Below are 18,073 nucleotides of genomic sequence, written 5' to 3'. Positions count from 1 at the left end.
GTGCCGCCGTGCGTGCGAGGGTCGAGGAAAGACGGTTGTTCAAGAGGTGCCTCCAGGAGCAGAGGTAGGAGTTCCGGACGGGACCGCGACGCGGCACACCGGGCGGTGCGCAGCGGTGGCGCCGCACTGTGCGGAGCCACGGACTACATCAGCAAGATCATCTGCGACAGGCCCGGGCGAAAGACTGAAAACGGCCTCCGCTCGAAAACGGCAATACCATGCATAACGCACCACTGAGCGGAACTCACACATTATTCTGGTTGGCGGTGCTGCGGCCGTGAAGGCTTCCGCGGCCCCGCTGTCGTGCACGGGCGGGAGCGATTATTCTACGTGAAGTGAGCCGGGGCGCCGGATCGCGCGGGGCGTGATTGGGTTGCGGTGAGCCGGTGCGAGGCGGCTGGATCTGCTGTCACACGCACTTTTTGGTGTTACCGCGGATTGGCGGCTCGGGAACTTGTATGCCGCCCGGTGCGAAATCGGATTCGGGGTTCTCGGTTCGGTACGCTTCGCGCTCCACCCGCCTACTACGTTGCAGGGGCACTCGATGACTCCCGATCCGTCCAAAGACAGACTGGAGGATCTCGTACGCGAGATTCGCGAGCAGTTGCGAAGGCTCGGACCCCTGCCCGGCCCGTGGTGGGCACGCGTTCTGAATCACCAGCTCACGGCCGTGGTCGTTGGGTTTCTCCTGACGTGGTGTTTGGGAGTGCTTCTCACCGATCGCATCACACAGGCGCGGACAGAGGTCCGAGAGCGGGAGGAGCGTGCGCGCGTGACCAGCGAAGCCAGGCTCATGGCGGTGCAAAGTTTTTCTGCGCAACTCGAAGAGCGGCGAGTGCGTGCCGAGTTGCTGCTGTCGGCGCTCCGGCGCAACCTCGATCTCCCCGAACTGATGGCGAGAAGGGCGGCTTACGTACAGGCGTATGTCGAATGGGAGAAGCACCGTCAAAGCAATCTTCTCACCGTGCGCCGCGTTACGGATGCGTCGGAGCAGTCGCCGTACGAAGTGCCGCTCAGCAAGCTCGGCGACTTGCAGCGCCTCGTGGACGAGCAACTTACCGCCGCGTACGACCGGCGGCTGCAGCGACGCGACGCCGGTGACCTGGCGAGGGCAGATAGCGCGCTGAAGGCCAGTGCCCGGTGCGGCCACGAGATCGTGTACGCGCTTCATCAGTATGTGGCCGAGCGCACCGTGCCATCTTCGCCCGGCGCCACGGCGGACACCACCTCCGCGAATCAAACGCTCCCCGGGCTCTCCGAAACCGTAATGACGCATCTGAATGACAGGTGTTCCACTAACCCTAGCTGGCCGTCGGGCCCCGCGGTGGCTCCGTGATCCAGTGAGCCGCATACCTCGGGCGGTCCGCGTAGCGCCTCTGCTCATGTCGCTCCTGCTCCTGAGTGTGCGGGCGAACGCGCAGCGACTGAGACCGCCGATAACGTACAGGGAGCTAGAGGTTCCGATCTGCGTCATCAAGAATGATCAGCTTGAGTTGGTATATGTAGCCGAGACTGTGTATCGCAACGAGCGGGATACGGTGCTCGCTGGCGTTACGCCCACCATCCTTTTTGCTGACGCGTATCCGCCCGGCGCGGCTTACGCATTCCACAGTAGGTGGTGGAGGCGGAAAGCATCGATTCCATTCCACGGACGATCCTACGTGCAGGTAGGTGAGCCGCGGTATCTCGGCATTGGAGAATTGCGTCCCACCGAGGCAACGGTTTGGGGCGTCCGGATCTACATGCTGAAGAACGAACCGGCGGTGCCGGTACCTCAACGAATCGCGGTGCCCATCCGCCCGGGGTGCGTGTTCCAGCTTTACCGCCTGGGCTGGGGCGCACGCTCCGACACCGAGTTGAGGGCGCGGCGCGTCAGGCTCGCGTTGGGACTCCGCCTTGTTCGGAGCGGGCGCGAAGTGAACAGGCGCTACGGGATGCAATCACATCCTGGCACCGCATAATGAGCTGGCGGATGAGGACGCGCCGGCTTCCGTGCCGTATGGAGGCCGGGCTTCGCCTGATGCCAACACTCAGGTCTCCCGATCTCACGTGATGGAGCCGACGGGTGTCGCCCGGATGCGGCACTCGTCGGCGTACCGCTGTGCCCGCTTGACATCTCCCCCGCGCGCGGGGCACCTTTCGCCCCATGACCGAAACGATCAAGGCTTCGCCGCACCAGGAGCTTCTGGAGCGCTTCCGGGCGGGGCAGCGCGTCGCCCTGGCCCGCGCCATCTCGCTGGTGGAGGACACGCGCCCCGGCTTCGAGCGGCTCCTCCACGAGCTGCACGCCGACCTGGGGCGTGCGCAGCGCATCGGGATCACGGGGCCGCCGGGCGCCGGCAAGTCGACCCTCACCTCCAAGCTCGCCATGATGTACCGCGAGCGCGAAGAGCGGGTGGGGATCGTGGCCGTGGACCCGTCGTCCCCCTTCACCGGGGGAGCGCTGCTGGGCGACCGCATCCGGATGAACAACATTTCCACCGATCCGGGGGTGTTCATCCGCTCGATGGCCACCCGCGGGGCGCTCGGCGGCCTGGCCACCACCAGCAAGGAAGTCGCCGACCTGCTGGACGCCTTCGGCTTCGTGCGCGTCATCCTGGAGACGGTGGGGGTGGGGCAGACGGAGCTGGACATCGCGGGGACGGCCGACACCAGCGTCGTCGTGCTGGTGCCGGAGAGCGGCGACTCCATCCAGGCCATGAAGGCGGGGCTGATGGAGATCGCGGACGTCTTCGTCATCAACAAGGCTGACCGGCCGGGAGCGGACAAACTGGCGCAGGAGATCGAGGTGATGCTCCACATGCGGCTGGGCGACATGCCGGCCTCGGCGGGGCACCACGGCGTCTCGCTGAAGACGGTGCAGAAGCATGCCCGCGAGGGATTGCGCGCCCACGCGCGCGATGAGGGCGGATGGGCGATCCCCGTCATCCGCACCGTCGCGCAGAGCGGCGAGGGACTTGAAGAGCTGCAGCGAACGCTCGACCGCCATCAGGTGTATCTGAACGAGTCCGGCGAGCTGTCTCGCCGGCGCCAGCACCGCCTTGCCGAGCGGGTGCGCGCCGTGGTGGAGCGGCGGTTGCAGCGTCTGGTGTGGGAGCGGGGGAACGGGGACGAGATCCTCCGCGCCTCCCTCGCCGCCCTGGAAGCGGGGACCGACTCGCCGTACACCGTGGCGGAGCGTATCGTGGGTGAACTTGGGGTGCCAACCCGGTAGGGGAGAATCATCATGAGCGTAGTGGAGCAGCGCGTGCCGCCGGCCGACCTCCTGGAGCAGATCCGCCAGAAGGAGCGGGAGCTGGAATCCCTGCGCAGCGGGCTCGCCGCCTGGGAGGGCGCCTACGAGCGGGCCGCCAAGCGCGACGACAGCTTCACCAGCGTGAGCGGCGTGGAGGTGGAGCCGCTCTATACCCCGCTGGACCGCCCCGAGCCGTCGCCCGAGGAGGCGCGCTACTACAACGAGAAGGTGGGGCTCCCCGGCGAGTTCCCCTTCACGCGCGGGCCGTACGGCACCATGTACCGCACGCGCTTCTGGACGATGCGCCAGTTCGCCGGCTTCGGCACCGCCGAGGAGACGAACGAGCGCTACCACTTCCTGCTGCAGCGCGGGCAGACGGGGCTCTCGGTTGCCTTCGACTTTCCCACGCTGATGGGCTACGACAGCGACCATCCCCGCTCGCTGGGCGAGGTGGGGAAGTGCGGCGTGGCCATCTCGTCGCTGGACGACATGGAGACTCTCTTCGCCGGGATCCCGCTGGACCAGGTCTCGGTGTCGATGACCATCAATGGCCCGGCCATCATCCTCTTCGCCTTCTACATCGTGGCGGCGGAGAAGCAGGGGATCTCGGCCGACAAGCTGCGCGGCACCGTCCAGAACGACATCCTCAAGGAATACCAGGCGCAGCACGCCTGGGTGTACCCGCCGGAGCCGGCGCTGCGGCTGGTGATCGACATGTTCGAGTGGGCGTCGAAGAACGCGCCCAAGTACAACCCGATCTCCATCAGCGGCTACCACATCCGCGAGGCGGGCGCCACCGCCGCGCAGGAGCTGGCGTACACGCTGCGCAACGGCTTCGAGTACGTGGAGCGCGGGATCGCGCGCGGGCTGGACGTGGACGACTTCGCGCCGCGGCTTTCCTTCTTCTGGGACGTGCACAACGACTTCTTCGAGGAGATCGCCAAGTTCCGCGCCGGCCGCCGCATCTGGGCGCGCCACCTGCGCGACAAGTACGGCAGCAAGAACCCGGAGAGCTGGCGCCTGCGCACCCACGCGCAGACGGCGGGCGTGACGCTGACGGCGCAGCAGCCGGAGAACAACATCGTGCGCGTGGCCTACCAGGCGATGGCGGCGGTGCTTGGCGGCACGCAGTCGCTGCACACCAACTCGATGGACGAGACGCTGGCGCTCCCCACCGAGAAGGCGGTGCAGATCGCCCTCCGCACGCAGCAGATCCTGGCGCACGAGACGGGTGTGGCCAACACCATCGACCCGCTGGCCGGCTCCTACTACCTGGAAGCGCTCACCGACCAGATGGAAGCCGAGGCGGAGGCGATCTTCGCCGAGATCGACGGGATGGGCGGGGTGGTGCCGGGAATCGAGCGGGGCTACTTCCAGCAGCAGATCGCGCGCTCGGCGATGCGCCAGCAGATCGAGATCGAGCGCAACGAGCGTGTCATCGTGGGTGTGAACCACTATACCATCGAGGGCGAGAAGATCGACATCCCGCTCCTCAAGGTGGGCGAGGAAGCGGAGCGCCGCCAGCGCGAGCGGATGGCCGCCATGCGCGCCCGCCGCGACCAGGCCGAGGTCGATCGCACGCTCCAGGTGCTGCAGGATGCCGCCCGCGCCGGCGAAAACGTCGTGCCCGCCCTGCTGGACGCGGTGAGGGCGTACGCCACGCTCCACGAGATCCGCCACTCGATGGAAGCGGTGTTCGGGGCGTACCAGGAGCCGGTCTTCTTCTAAAATCGTAGCGTCGAAAAAGAACCTCCCCTCCGGTGCACCTCGCCGGAGGGGAGGTTTCTGCATGTACCGAAGGAACAGCGGGCCTCACACAGAGACACAGAGATGACAGCAAGGAGGGAAGAGGTTCTCCGTGTTCTTGTCGTTTCCTCTGTGGCTCTGTGTGAGGCCGCAGTTCTTCCACGGCGCGGGCGGGCGCAGTAGCTTCCTTTCTCCGGCGCACTAACGCACTCACGCACTAACGCACTTCTCTTGACCACACTCGCCACCCTCCTCCAGGGCCGCCTCCTCGCCGACCGCTACCGGATCGGTGAGGCGCTGGGCTTCGGGGGGATGGGCGCGGTGTTCCGGGCGCACGACGAGCGGCTGGGACGCGACGTGGCGGTCAAGGTGCTCACCGCCGCCTCCGCCGACCCGGCCGAGCAGGAGGTGCTGCGCGCCCGCTTCCGCCGCGAGGCCCGCGCCGCCGCCACCCTCCGCCACCCCAACGTGGTGACGGTGCACGACTTTGGCACCGATCCGGGGTCGGGGCTCGACTTCCTGGTGATGGAGCGGCTACCGGGCAAGGACGTGGCCGAGCGCATCGCCGCCGCCAACGGCCCGATGTCCACCGACGAGGCGCTGGAGATCGTGCGCGAGGCCGCGATGGGGCTGGCCGCGGGGCACCGCGTGGGGATCGTGCACCGCGACGTGAAGCCGCGCAACCTCTTCCTGGTCGCGGATCCGGTAGGCGGGTGGGAGGTCAAGGTGCTCGACTTCGGCATCGCGCAGCTCTCCGCGGGCGAGCAGCCGGAGACGCGCATCACGCAGCTCAGCCCATCGCCGTACACGCCGCGCTACGCCGCCCCCGAGCAGCTCGCCGCCTCGCCGCACCTCACCCCCGCGTGCGACGTGTACGCGCTGGGGATCGTCGCGCTGGAGATGCTCACGGGGCGCTACCCGGAGGGGATCAACAGCGCCGCGGACGACGCCGTCGCCGCCCGCGCCGTGGACGCGCTGCGCCCCCGCGTCGCCGTGCCGATGTGCGACGCGCTGCTGCGCATGCTCCGCCGCGATCCGCTCCAGCGCCCCGCGGACGCGGACGCCGTCCTCCGCCTTCTCGCCATCGTCCCGCCCGCGCCCCCGGCCCTGGACGCCGCGCCGACGCTGGCGTATCCGCCGACGCCACCGGTCCCGTCCCCCCCGGTCGTGTCGCCGATTCCGCAGCCGGTGGTGCCGCCGCCGATCCCAGTGCATGCCTACGCGCCGCAACCGCACGCGCCGCAGCCGGCGTACAGCGTGCCCGCGCCCCCGGCGTACGCGCAGCCCGCGCCCCCGCAGGAGGCGGAAAACGGCGAACGCCGCGGCACCCCGCTGGCGAAGTGGATCGGCATCGCGGTCCTGGTGACGCTCGCCGGAGTGTACTGGACGCGCGACGGCGAACCGCCCGCCGCGCCGGAGCCGGCGCCAGTCTCGGCCCCCGTGCAGCCCGATCCGCCGCCCATTCCGCCGGAGGAGGCCGCCGCGCGCGAGCTCGCGAGCCAGGAAGCGCTGCGCGCCGTGCGGCTGCGCGGCGGAATCGGCTTCAACGAGCAGCTCTGGATCATCGCGGCCGCCACCCGCGCCCCGGACGAAGTGGAGCGCGCCGTGACCCTGCGCGACCGCATCGCCGCCGCCGGGCACCCCGCGGGCCTCGCAAACGGCCGCGTCTATCCGGAATTGCCCGGGGACTCCGTCGTCGTCCTCGCCGGCCCGTTCGACCGTGGCCGCGCGGAAGCGGCGCTCCCGGCCATCCGCCGCATCGCCCGCGGCGCCCGCCTGCGCCAGGTCACCTTTCAGATGCCGCGCTGACCGCAACCGAGACCCCATGAAAGCGATCATCTTCGACGCAGGCAACACGCTGGTCTGGCTGGACCATCCCTTCCTCGTGCAGGTCCTGGCCGAGGCGGGGATCACCGCGAGCGAGGACGACATCCTCGCCGCCGAGTACGAGGCCAAGCTCGTCCTGGACGAGATGGTGCGCTCTGGCACCGCGGGCGACGACCGGAAGCGCGGCGAGGTCTACTTCGCCGCGATCTTTCGCACGCTGGGCGTGGAGGACGCGCACTTCCCCCCGGTCGCGGAGCGGCTCTTTGCGCGCCACGCGGAACGCAACCTGTGGAGCCGCGTTCGCGAGAACACCATCGAGACGCTGGAGGAGCTGCGGCGCATGGGCTACCGCCTGGGCGTCATCTCCAACGCCGACGGCCGGGTGGAGGCGCTGCTGGAGTCGCTGGGCCTGCGCCCGCACTTCGAGTTCGTGATCGACTCCGGGCTGGTGGGTGTCGAGAAGCCGGACCCGCGCATCTTCCACATGGGGCTGGAGCGGATGCGGGTGGAGCCGCACGAGGCGGCGTACGTGGGCGACATCTACGAGATCGACGTCGTGGGCGCGCGCAACGTGGGGATGCACACCTTTCTGATCGATCCGCTGGGCCGCTTCACCGAGGAGCACGGCGACCGCATCCGCGGCATCCACGAGCTTCCGGAGCGGCTGGGCCGTGCCGGCTAGCCAGGACCGCTGGTGGGAGGGGTACTTCGACGAGACCTTCATCGACCTGTACCGCGACTTCCTCACCCCCGAGCGCACCGCCCGCGAGGTCGCCGGCATCCGCGAGATGGTGCCGCTGGAGCCCGGCGCCGAGATCCTGGACGTGGCGTGCGGATGGGGCCGCCACTCCGTCGCCCTGGCCGAGGCGGGGTTCCGCGTCACGGGGATGGACCTCTCCGAGCCGCTCCTTCGCCGCGCCCGCGCCCGCGCCGATCAGGCCCGCGTCGCGGTCGACTGGCTGCGCGGCGACATGCGCGAGATCCCCTTCCGCGGACGCTTCCACGCTGTCCTTTCCCTCTTCTCCTCCCTGGGCTACTTCCTCTCCGACGAGGAGGACCTGCGCGTCCTACGCGGCGCGCACGATGCGCTGCGCCCGGGCGGCTTCTTCGTGCTGGAGACGATGCACCGCGACCACGCCGTTGGCGGCTACACGGAGCGCGACTGGTGGGAAGCGGAGGACGGCACCACCGTCTGGGTAGAGCGCGAGTTCGACGCCGTCGACGGGGTGAGCCGCGAGTGGACGCGCTGGCGCCGGGGTGGAAAATCGGGCGAGAAGTTCCACGAGCTCCGCATTCGCAGCGCCACCGAATGGTCGGTCCTCCTCCGCGCCGCCGGCCTCACCCCCGTCGAGTGGTACGGAGACTGGGAGCTGGCGCCGTTCGTCCATACGAGCGAGGATCTGATCTGCATTGCGCGCCGGTAACTACGGGGGAACGGGGAACGGCGGGGACAGGCGACGAGGAACACGGCTCCTCGCTGGGAGGAATGCACGGGCAGCCACGTGGGGCGGCCCCTACGGGATTCGATGCGTGTGGCGGGGGTCGAGGCGGGGCGGGCGGTGGGCAGACACGCAGGTCTGCCCCTACGGGTGTGGTGCGTGGTGCGTAACAGCGGGCGGCGGTGCGGTGTTGGGCACGGGGGCGATGAATCGCGCCCCTACCGGATCTGCGCGGAGCCGGCAGTGCATACAACCGTGCCAACCATTCCCGATTCCCCATTCCCCCGTTCGCTTGCCGCAACCCGCGCCCCGGCACTATCTTCCCGGACTTCCGCCCGCGGGCAAAGCGCACCTTTCTCAGATCCGTAACACGATGCCTGAACGCAAGATCCGGGTGCTGGTCGCCAAGCCCGGACTGGACGGCCACGACCGCGGCGCCAAGGTGATCGCCGCCGCCCTGCGCGACGCGGGGATGGAGGTCATCTACACCGGGCTCCACCAGACGCCCGAGATGGTGGTGAGCGCCGCCATCCAGGAAGACGTGGACGTGGTGGCGATGTCCATCCTCTCCGGCGCGCACATGACGCTCTTCCCCCGCGTCAAGCAGCTCCTGGAGGCGGAGGGGGTGGACCACGTCCTCCTCACCGGCGGCGGGATCATCCCGGAAGAGGACATGCGCGCGTTGGAAGTGCAGGGGATCGGGCGGCTCTTTGGCCCGGGGACCCCCACGACCGCCGCCGTGGAGTACATCCGCGACTGGTACGCCCAGCACGGGCGCGACCGGGAGACCGCCGAGGCGTGAGCGCTCCCGCCGCACCCAGCGCCCCCGCGGCCCCGGCCCCGGGGCGTGCCCGCGCGCTCGCCGCCGAGCTGCGCGAGCTCGAGGCCCGCCTCCGCCAGGGGGGCGGGCCCAAGCGCATCGACAAGCAGCACGCCGACGGCAAGCTGACGGCGCGCGAGCGCATCGCCCTGCTCATGGACCCGCGCACGCGCTTCCAGGAGATCGGCCTGCTGGTGGCCCACGACCGCTACGACGGGCAGGCACCCGCCGCCGGCGTGGTCACCGGCATCGGCACCGTGGCGGGGCGCGAGGTGGTGATCGTGGCCAACGACGCCACCGTCAAGGCGGGCTCCTGGTGGCCGGAGACGATAACCAAGATGCTGCGCGCGCAGGAGATCGCCATGCGCTGCCGCGTCCCCATCCTGTACCTGGTGGACTCGGCGGGGGTGAACCTGCCGTACCAGGGCGGGGTCTTTCCGGGGCAGTACGGCGCGTCGCGGCTCTTCTACTACAACTCCATCATGCGGCGCTACCTCAAGGTGCCGCAGATCGCCGCGGTGATGGGGCCGTGCATCGCGGGGGGCGCGTACCTTCCCGCCCTCTCCGACGTGATCCTGATGGTGGAGGGGACGTCGTTCATGGGCCTCGGCGGGCCCAACCTGGTCAAGGGCGCCACGGGGCAGAGCACGGACAGCGAGACGCTGGGCGGCGCGTACACGCACAACGCCATCTCCGGCGTGGCGCACTACCGCGTGGCGGACGACCGCGCCTGCGTGGCCAAGATCCGCGACCTGGTGCGCGAGCTTCCGCGCGCACCGGCCACCGCCCTCCCCGTCGGCGAAGCGGCCCCGCCGGCCCGCGCCGAGGCGGAGCTGTACGACCTCCTCCCCGCCGACCACCGCCAGCCGTACGAAGTGCGCGAGGTGCTGCGCTGCATCCTTGACCGCGGCGAATTCGACGAGTTCCAGGCGGACTACGCGCCGGAGATGATCTGCGGCCACGGGCGCATCGCGGGGATCCCGGTGGGCATCATCGCCAACGCGCGCGGAATGCTCAAGGACCCGCACGGAGGCCGCCCCAAGTTCGGCGGCATCGTGTACGCGGACAGCGCGGAAAAGGTGGCCTTCTTCATCGACACGCTCAGCCGCCACGGCACGCCCATCCTCTTCGTGCAGGACGTGAGCGGCTTCATGGTGGGCACCGACGCGGAGCACAGCGGCATCATCCGCTCCGGCGCGCGCTTCGTGGAGGCGATGGCCACCGCCACCGTGCCCAAGCTGGTGCTGACGATAAACCACGCGTCGGGTGCGGGGTATTATGCTATGGCGGGGCAGGGCTTCGACCCGGACTTCATCTTCACCTGGCCCACGGGCCGCATGGGGGTGATGGAGGGCGAGTCCGCCGTCACCGCCCTGTTCAGCACGCAACTGGACGAGCTCAAGAAGGCGGGCAAGGCCCCCGACGCCGAGCTGCAGGCGAAGATGGACGCCGTGCGCGCCGACTACGACCAGCAGCTGGACGCGCGCTACGCGGCGGCCCGCGGCTTCGTGGACGCCGTGGTGCTCCCGGACGAGACGCGCGCCGCGCTGGCACTGGCCCTGCGCACCTCTCTCAACAACCCGGGCCCTCACCTCGGCTCGTTCGTCCTGCCGCCGGGCATCTAGGAGGCGATCATGGCCGTCCAGTTCGTGCAGCCTTACCGGTTCACGGAGCAGCAGGTGGCGCGCATGGAGGAGGCGGGCATCCTCCCCCGGCGCGGCGCGGAGCTGTTGGACGGCATCGTGTACAGGGCGGGCGAGCCCGTCCGCTTCGACCGTGGAACGTACTACCGGCTGGCGGAGATCGGCGTGCTGGGCGAGCACGCGCACGTGGAGCTGATCGACGGCGAGATCATCGAGATGACCCCCGCTGGAAGCCGTCACGCCGCGTGCGTCACCCGCATCACCCGCCTGCTGATAGCGCGGACGGCAGACGTGATCGTGCGGAGCGAAAAGCCCCTCTGGCTCCCGGACGACTACGATCCGGAGCCGGACGTGGCGGTGCTTCGCCCCGAGCCGCGCGAGTACGAGGACGCGCACCCCACTCATCACGATGCGCTCGTGGTGGTCGAAGTTGCCGAGTCTTCCATCCGCTACGATCGGCACGTCAAGGCGGAGCGATACGCCGCCGCCGGCATCCCGGAGTACTGGCTGGTCGACCTCACGCGCGACCACGTCCTGATCCACCAGACGCCGGCCGGCGGCGCGTACACCGAGGTTCAGGTGTACGGTGCCGGGGAGTCGTGGAGCTCGCCGGTGCTGAACGGCTTGACCGTGTCCGTGGATGACGTGATCAAGCCTCGGTCGGCCCTGTAGCGCGGGAGCGGCGGCGTTCCGCCGGCATCGTTCGGACGACGGAAAAGTTGATCGCTCGAAGGGGTTGTCTGCTTCCGCAGGAGGACAGCTATGCGCACCACCACCAAAACCGAACGCAGACTGTGGACTGTCGACGAGTACTACCGGATGGGGGAACTCGGCATCCTTCCCGAATCCGGAATCGAGCTGATCGACGGGATGGTGCGCGAAAAGAAAGCGTGGGGGACGCCGCGGCGGTGGACCTACGAGGACGTGCTCCGCATGACGACGGGCGGCATCCTCGACGAAGACGAGCGCCTGGAGCTGATCGATGGAGATCTGGTCTGTATGACGCCGATCGGTCACCGGCACGTCTACACGGTCGATCTGCTCACCGAGTTCTTGGGTGCCGAGGTGCGCGGCCGTGCGATCCTGCGCGTGCAGAGCCCTCTCCGCTTCCACTCGGGCGAAGTTCCCGAGCCCGATCTGGTGGTGCTGCGGCTTCATCCCGACCGCTACCGCTCGCGTGAGGCGGGTCCATGGGACGCGCTCCTCGTGGTAGAGGTGGCGGACAGCTCGCTGGATCGAGACCTGGAAAAAGCCGCGCTGTACGCACGTGCCGCTATCGGTGAGTACTGGATCGCGGACGTGAACGCACCAAGTGTGATCGTGCATCATACCCCTGTCGGTGGCGAGTACGCGGTATCGCGCGAGTATCGGTACGGCGAGGTGTTCGCCTCACCCGTCCTCGGTCGTGAGATACGCGTGGACGAGGTGCTCGGGCCGGCATGAGTCAGTTATGATTGCCCGCCGGTGGGCAGAAGGGAGAACGATGGATCACGCGGACCGCATTACCATCGCCTGGAAAGCGCAGCGGGAAACCGTGCGTCCGCGGCCTGCGGATCACCGTGGCGGACGTGCTCGAGTACATGGCTTCAGGGATGACGGAGGAGGAAGTGCTCCGTGATTTCCCGGAGCTCACGAGGGAAGACATCCGCGCGTGCGTCGCATACGATCGCGCGTAGCACCCGGGGCACGCCGGTTGCCGCGGCGGAGGCACGGTTGAATTATCCTGTCCGGAGGCTGCCCGGTGCGGCCTCCGGATCGTTTTCCGGAACAATGCCCCGGCGCGCAGCCGGACTCGCACTTCTCAGAGCAGAATGAAAGACAAGATCCGCATCGCCTCCGGGCAGGGGTTCTGGGGGGACCAGCTGGACGCTCCCAAGCAGCAGGTGGAGGGCGGGCCCATCGACTACCTGATGCTCGACTACCTGGCCGAGGTCACGATGTCGATCATGCAGAAGCAGCGCTCGCGCAACCCGGCGCTGGGGTACGCGCGCGACTTCGTGCCGCTGATGGGCGAGATCCTGCCGGCGGTGGTGGAGCGCGGCATCCGCGTGATCGCCAACGCGGGTGGCGTCAACCCGATCGGGTGCCGCGACGCGGTGCTGGAGGAGGCGCGCAAGGCGGGGCTCGGCGGCCGCGCGCGCATCGGCACCATCACCGGCGACGACATCCTGGAGCGCCTCCCCGACCTGCTTGGGCACGGGGTGGAGCTCAAGAACATGGAGACGGGCGAGCCCCTCTCCACCGTCCTCGACCGCGTGCAGAGCGCCAACGCCTACATCGGCGCGCGGCCGATCGTCGAGGCGCTGCGGCAGGACCCGCACGTCGTCATCACCGGCCGCTCCACGGACACGGCGCTCACCTACGGGCCGATGATCCACGAGTTCGGCTGGTCGCTGGACGACCACGACCGGATCGCGGCTGGGGTGGTGGCGGGACACATCAACGAGTGCGGCGCGCAGGCCAGCGGCGGCAACCACATGGTGGACTGGCGCGAGATCAAGGAGCTGGCGCAGATCGGCTACCCGATCATCGAAGCCTCTCCGGACGGGTCGTTCATCGTCACCAAGCACGACGGCACCGGCGGGCGCGTGACGCTCCCCACCGTCAAGGAGCAGCTCGTCTACGAGATGGGCGATCCGCGCAGCTACATCACCCCGGACGTGGTGGCGGACTTCACCAGCATCCGCCTGGAGGCCGACGGGCCGGACCGGGTGCGCGTCTTCGGCGTGAAGGGCGGCGCGCGCACGGACATGCTCAAGGTGAGCATCGCCTACTCCGACGGCTACAAGGCGACCGGCACCCTCGTCTACTCCTGGCCCGACGCCGTGGAGAAGGCGCAGCTCGCCGACCGCGTGCTGCGCGAGCGGCTGGACCGGCTTGGCCTCAAGTTCGACGAGGTGCTGACCGAATACGTCGGCTGGAACGCGACGCACGGCCCCCTCGCCGGCCCCATGCCGCGCGACCTGCCCGAAGTCACGGTGCGCTGGGGAGTGCGCGGCCAGGACCGGGCGGCCGTGGAGCGCTTCACCAAGGAAATCGCGCCGCTCGTGCTGGCCGGCCCGCCCTCGGTAACCGGCTTCGCGGGCGGACGCCCGGCGGTGCAGGAGATCATGGCGTACTGGCCCGCGCTGATCCCCAAGACCGAGATCGAGCCGCATCTGAAGGTCGAGGTGGTGCAGGCATGAGGGAGAAGAAGTGCGTTAGTGCGTTAGTGCGTGAGTGCGTTGGTGCCGGTGTGGGTCCGCGGTCCCGGTGCGCGCGCATTGTTTGCGCGGCCGCATTCGCCCGCCTTCGCGAAGTGCCATTGCGCACTCACGCACTCACGCACTCACGCACTGCTGTTCCATGCGCGTAACCTTTCTCGGCACCGCGGCGGCGCGCCCCACGGTGGGCCGCAACGTCTCGTCGCTGGTGGTGCAGCGCGAGGGGGACGTGCTGGTGTTCGACTGCGGTGAGGGCACGCAGCGGCAGATGATGAAGTTCGGCACCGGGTTCGGGTTCCACGACATCTTCTTCACGCACCTCCATGCCGACCATTTCCTGGGGGTGATCGGGCTGCTGAGGACGCTGGGGCTGCAGGCGCGCGAGGAGCCGATGACGCTCTGGACCCCGCGCGGCACCGAGGCGACGCTCAAGCAGGCGGTGGAGCTGGGGGTCGAGCGCGTTCCCTTCGAGGTGCGGATCGTAGGCGTGGAGCCGGGGGAGAAGATCGGCCGCGGCGTGTACGACATCGTCCCGTTCGCCGCCAAGCACGCGGGGCGGGCGGTTGGATACGCGGTGGTGGAGCATGAGCGGCTGGGACGCTTCAACGCGCAGCTCGCGCGCGACCTGGGAGTTCCTGAGGGTCCGCTCTGGGGCAAGCTCCACCACGGAGAGGACGTGGAGGTGGAGGGCCGCACCATCCGCGCGGCCGACGTGGTGGGCGATCCGCGCCCGGGCCGCAAGGTGGTGTACACCGGCGACACCCGCCCCACCTCCACCACGCGCGAGATCGCCGCTGGCGCCGACCTCTTGATCCACGAGGCCACCTTTGCGCAGGACGAGGCGGATCGCGCCGTCTCCACGGGCCACTCCACCGCCCGCGAAGCCGCGCAGGTCGCCGCGGACGCGGGCGTGCTGCGCCTCGCGCTCACCCACTTTTCCCCCCGCTACGCCGACGATCCGCGTGTGCTGGAGCGCGAGGCCCGCGCCGTCTTCCCCGAGGTGGTCGCCGCGTACGACGGGCTGGTGATCGAGGTGCCGTTTCGGGCGGAATGACGACGCGGGCCCCCTCCCCGCTCGTCACCTCGCTGCCCCTCCCCCAAAACAACCTGGGGGAGGGGCGTTTCGCGTCCATCGGTGTTCGCGGCATTCTGTCATCCTGAGCGACGCGCTTCGCGGTCTCCACACTCTGGCGCGAGCAAAGGATCTACTGCGCGTGCCGAGGGGGTTCGCCTCAACGAGCCGTCCTCTTGCCTCGCCGGCTGGAGCCTTCACTCGCCGCCCGATTTCGGCGATGATTCAGTCCTGAGAAGCGGCTCGTTCAGGATGACAGGAAGGCGGCAGGGACCGCGCACTAACGCGCTCTAAGCCTCGAACTGCCGCAGGTGATGGTCCACGTGCTTGTACATCAGAACGCTCCATTCCTGCGGCGTCAGGCGGCCGAAGAAGGCGTGCGGGTGGGTGGTGCATCCCGCCGGGCCCGCGGCGGTGAAGCGGTCGATCAGGACCGAGAGGCGCTGGCGTTCGGTGTCTAGCGAGCGCTCGTCCGCGACGACCAGCTCCGGCACCGTAGGTGTGTTCCGGCGGATCGGGGCGTCGTTGCGGAGGGCGAGCGCCTTGACGATCCTCCCGAAGATGCGCCCCGCCAGCATGCGCGGCGCCCGGGTGTCGCCCAACGCCATCTCCATCGCGATGGAGCAGTGTGCCACCGCCTGCGCCGGGCTCATCTTCCCCCATTGGCGCTCGCTGTCCGGCCGCAGCCGCAGCAGCCTCTCCTTCAATTCGGCAGCCCGTGCCGGTTCGAAAAGATTCTTCATGACGTAAGACGCTCGTGTGTGGGTTGGATGCGGTGGATCGCCAAGCTACCGGGGCGCGCCCGCTCGCCACAACGGCGCCCACTCCCAAAGTGACAGCCACTCCGCCGCTCCGGCGCACCCGGGGAGCCATATTGGCGCAGTCCCGCGGAACGGCGCGTGCAAAGGGGGCGCACCGTTCCGGCCGTGCTTGACAGCGCGGCGCGCGGTGCTATCTTGCCGCGTCGTTAGCACTCTCAGGGTGAGAGTGCTAACAGAAGTCCACAACTCACTACTCAATCCAGGGAGGGTCATCCATATGGCCACCGCGACTGAGATCAAGGTCAAGCCGCTCGCCGACCGCGTCGTCGTCAAGGCGCTCGAGGACACGGAGCAGATGCGTGGCGGGCTCTACATCCCCGACACCGCCAAGGAAAAGCCGCAGCAGGGCGAAGTCGTCGCCGTCGGGCCGGGCAAGGTGGAAGACGGCGCGCGCGTCGAGATGGAGCTGAAGGTGGGCGACAAGGTGCTGTACGGAAAGTACAGCGGCACCGAGGTGACGGTGGAGAACGAGCAGTACCTGATCCTCCGCGAGTCCGACGTGCTCGCGGTGGTGGGCTGAGCCCACCGCGTCGCATTCCCGAGTGAACTTTCGCGTACGCAACTCTAGATAGGAGAGACAATATGGCTGCCAAGGAGCTGGTTTTCAGCACCGACGCCCGCGCCGCGCTCAAGAAGGGCGTGGACCAGCTGGCGGAGGCCGTAAAGGTCACCCTGGGCCCCAAGGGGCGCAACGTGGTGATCGACCGCAAGTTCGGCTCGCCGCTCATCACCAAGGACGGCGTGACCGTGGCGAAGGAAGTGGAGCTGGAGAACCCCATCGAGAACATGGGGGCTCAGATGGTGAAGGAGGTCGCGACCAAGACGAGCGACCTGGCCGGCGACGGCACCACCACCGCCACCGTGCTCGCCCAGGCCATCTTCCGCGAGGGCCTCAAGAACGTCACCGCCGGCGCCAACCCGATGTCGCTCAAGCGCGGCATCGACAAGGCCGTCGAGCAGGTGGTGGCCCAGCTGAAGTCGATGTCGGTGGAGACCGCCGGCAAGAAGGAGATCGCGCAGGTCGGCACCATCTCCGCCAACTCCGACGAGGAGATCGGCAACCTCATCGCCGACGCGATGGAGAAGGTGGGCAAGGACGGCGTGATCACCGTCGAGGAGGCCAAGGGCCTCGAGACGACGCTGGAGACGGTGGAGGGGATGCAGTTCGACCGCGGCTACCTGTCGCCGTACTTCATCACCGATCCGGACCGCATGGAGACGGTGCTCGAGGACGCGATGATCCTCATCCACGACAAGAAGGTGTCGTCGATGAAGGACCTCCTCCCGGTGCTGGAGAAGGTGGCGCAGATGGGCCGCCCGCTCCTGATCATCGCCGAGGACGTGGAGGGCGAGGCCCTGGCCACGCTCGTCGTCAACAAGCTGCGCGGCACCCTCAAGGTCGCGGCCGTCAAGGCCCCGGGCTTCGGCGACCGCCGCAAGAGCATGCTGCAGGACATCGCGGTGCTCACGGGCGGCCAGGTGATCTCGGAAGAGGTCGGCTTCAAGCTTGAGAACGCCGTGCTGTCGGACCTCGGCCGCGCCAAGCGGATCGTGATCGACAAGGACAACACCACGGTGGTGGACGGCGCCGGCGAGCAGGACCTGATCAAGGGCCGCATCAACGAGATCCGCGCCGCCATCGACAAGACCACCAGCGACTACGACCGCGAGAAGCTGCAGGAGCGTCTCGCCAAGCTGGCCGGCGGTGTGGCGGTGATCCACGTGGGCGCCGCCACCGAGACGGAGATGAAGGAGAAGAAGGCCCGCGTGGAGGACGCCCTCCATGCGACGCGCGCCGCGGTGGAAGAGGGGATCGTCCCCGGCGGCGGCGTGGCGCTCCTTCGTGCCCAGGCCGTGCTGAAGAGCTTCAAGCTGGACGACGCGGACGAGCAGATCGGCGTGCGGATCATCGAGCGCGCGCTCGAGGAGCCGATTCGCCAGATCTCGCAGAACGCCGGCGTCGAGGGTTCCATCGTGGTCGCCAAGGTGCGCGACAACGAGAGCAACGCGTACGGCTACAACGCCCGTACGGACGAGTACGAGGACCTGGTGCAGGCCGGCGTGATCGACCCCACCAAGGTCACCCGCACGGCGCTCCAGAACGCCGCGTCCATCGCCGGCCTCCTCCTCACCACCGAGTCGGTGGTGGTGGAGCGCCCCGAGCCGAAGAGTGGCGGCGGTGGTGGCGGCGGCGGTGGCATGCCCGGCGGCATGGGCGACATGTACTGAGCCGAAAGGCTTCGTAACCCAGCCGGTGAAGGAAGCCC

The 18,073-nt window shown here is 68.8% G+C and carries 15 protein-coding genes; 14 read left to right on the top strand and 1 reads right to left on the bottom strand.

The features are described 5' to 3' along the window. Positions 1-544: 544 nt before the first annotated feature. The 12 genes from VF584_18330 (at position 545) to VF584_18275 (ending at position 14,967) form a co-directional block, all read left to right on the top strand. Positions 545-1,336, top strand: a complete 792-nt coding sequence (locus VF584_18330) for a hypothetical protein (GenBank protein HEX8212140.1) — start codon at positions 545-547, stop codon at positions 1,334-1,336. A gap of 810 nt (positions 1,337-2,146) precedes the next feature. Beyond that, positions 2,147-3,214 carry a methylmalonyl Co-A mutase-associated GTPase MeaB gene (gene meaB / locus VF584_18325; GenBank protein HEX8212139.1) on the top strand — a complete coding sequence of 356 codons (1,068 nt, stop codon included), beginning with the start codon at positions 2,147-2,149 and terminating at the stop codon, positions 3,212-3,214. Positions 3,215-3,226: 12 nt separating this feature from the next. After that, complete coding sequence (locus VF584_18320; GenBank protein HEX8212138.1) at positions 3,227-4,963, top strand: methylmalonyl-CoA mutase family protein; 1,737 nt, start codon at positions 3,227-3,229, stop codon at positions 4,961-4,963. Between the two features lie 249 nt (positions 4,964-5,212). Then, positions 5,213-6,790, top strand: coding sequence for a serine/threonine-protein kinase (locus VF584_18315; protein ID HEX8212137.1), 1,578 nt, complete (start codon positions 5,213-5,215; stop codon positions 6,788-6,790). Between the two features lie 16 nt (positions 6,791-6,806). Continuing rightward, positions 6,807-7,490 carry an HAD-IA family hydrolase gene (locus VF584_18310; protein HEX8212136.1) on the top strand — a complete coding sequence of 228 codons (684 nt, stop codon included), beginning with the start codon at positions 6,807-6,809 and terminating at the stop codon, positions 7,488-7,490. After that, a complete protein-coding gene (locus VF584_18305; GenBank protein ID HEX8212135.1) occupies positions 7,480-8,232 on the top strand; it encodes a methyltransferase domain-containing protein in 753 nt (250 codons plus the stop codon). The genes VF584_18310 and VF584_18305 overlap by 11 nt, the downstream gene beginning before the upstream one ends. A gap of 388 nt (positions 8,233-8,620) precedes the next feature. Further along, positions 8,621-9,049 (top strand): cobalamin B12-binding domain-containing protein, encoded by a 429-nt coding sequence (locus VF584_18300; GenBank protein ID HEX8212134.1) that lies wholly within the window; start codon positions 8,621-8,623, stop codon positions 9,047-9,049. Beyond that, a complete protein-coding gene (locus VF584_18295; GenBank protein ID HEX8212133.1) occupies positions 9,046-10,692 on the top strand; it encodes an acyl-CoA carboxylase subunit beta in 1,647 nt (548 codons plus the stop codon). Before VF584_18300 ends, VF584_18295 begins: the two co-directional genes overlap by 4 nt. 9 nt (positions 10,693-10,701) lie before the next feature. Next, positions 10,702-11,382 (top strand): Uma2 family endonuclease, encoded by a 681-nt coding sequence (locus VF584_18290; GenBank protein HEX8212132.1) that lies wholly within the window; start codon positions 10,702-10,704, stop codon positions 11,380-11,382. A gap of 90 nt (positions 11,383-11,472) precedes the next feature. Then, positions 11,473-12,153 carry a Uma2 family endonuclease gene (locus VF584_18285; protein ID HEX8212131.1) on the top strand — a complete coding sequence of 227 codons (681 nt, stop codon included), beginning with the start codon at positions 11,473-11,475 and terminating at the stop codon, positions 12,151-12,153. Positions 12,154-12,521: 368 nt separating this feature from the next. Next, a complete protein-coding gene (locus VF584_18280; GenBank protein HEX8212130.1) occupies positions 12,522-13,895 on the top strand; it encodes an acyclic terpene utilization AtuA family protein in 1,374 nt (457 codons plus the stop codon). Between the two features lie 160 nt (positions 13,896-14,055). After that, a complete protein-coding gene (locus tag VF584_18275) occupies positions 14,056-14,967 on the top strand; it encodes a ribonuclease Z (GenBank protein HEX8212129.1) in 912 nt (303 codons plus the stop codon). Between the two features lie 308 nt (positions 14,968-15,275). Here the strand turns inward: VF584_18275 and VF584_18270 are convergent, their stop codons facing one another. Next, positions 15,276-15,728, bottom strand: coding sequence for a DUF1569 domain-containing protein (locus VF584_18270; GenBank protein HEX8212128.1), 453 nt, complete (start codon positions 15,726-15,728; stop codon positions 15,276-15,278). 313 nt (positions 15,729-16,041) lie between these two features. Between VF584_18270 and groES the strand changes: the two genes are divergently transcribed. Together groES and groL are read left to right on the top strand one after the other, a co-directional pair. Continuing rightward, complete coding sequence (gene groES / locus VF584_18265) at positions 16,042-16,326, top strand: co-chaperone GroES (GenBank protein HEX8212127.1); 285 nt, start codon at positions 16,042-16,044, stop codon at positions 16,324-16,326. 62 nt (positions 16,327-16,388) lie between these two features. Further along, the gene (groL, locus tag VF584_18260; GenBank protein ID HEX8212126.1) at positions 16,389-18,035 is read left to right on the top strand and encodes a chaperonin GroEL; all 1,647 of its coding nucleotides are present in this window, start codon (positions 16,389-16,391) and stop codon (positions 18,033-18,035) included. The last annotated feature ends 38 nt before the right edge of the window (positions 18,036-18,073 follow it).

The sequence above is a fragment of the Longimicrobium sp. genome (assembly GCA_036389135.1).
Lineage (GTDB): Bacteria > Gemmatimonadota > Gemmatimonadetes > Longimicrobiales > Longimicrobiaceae > Longimicrobium.
Note: the sequence above shows the minus strand (reverse complement) of the source record. Positions and strands in the feature narration are given on the sequence as shown.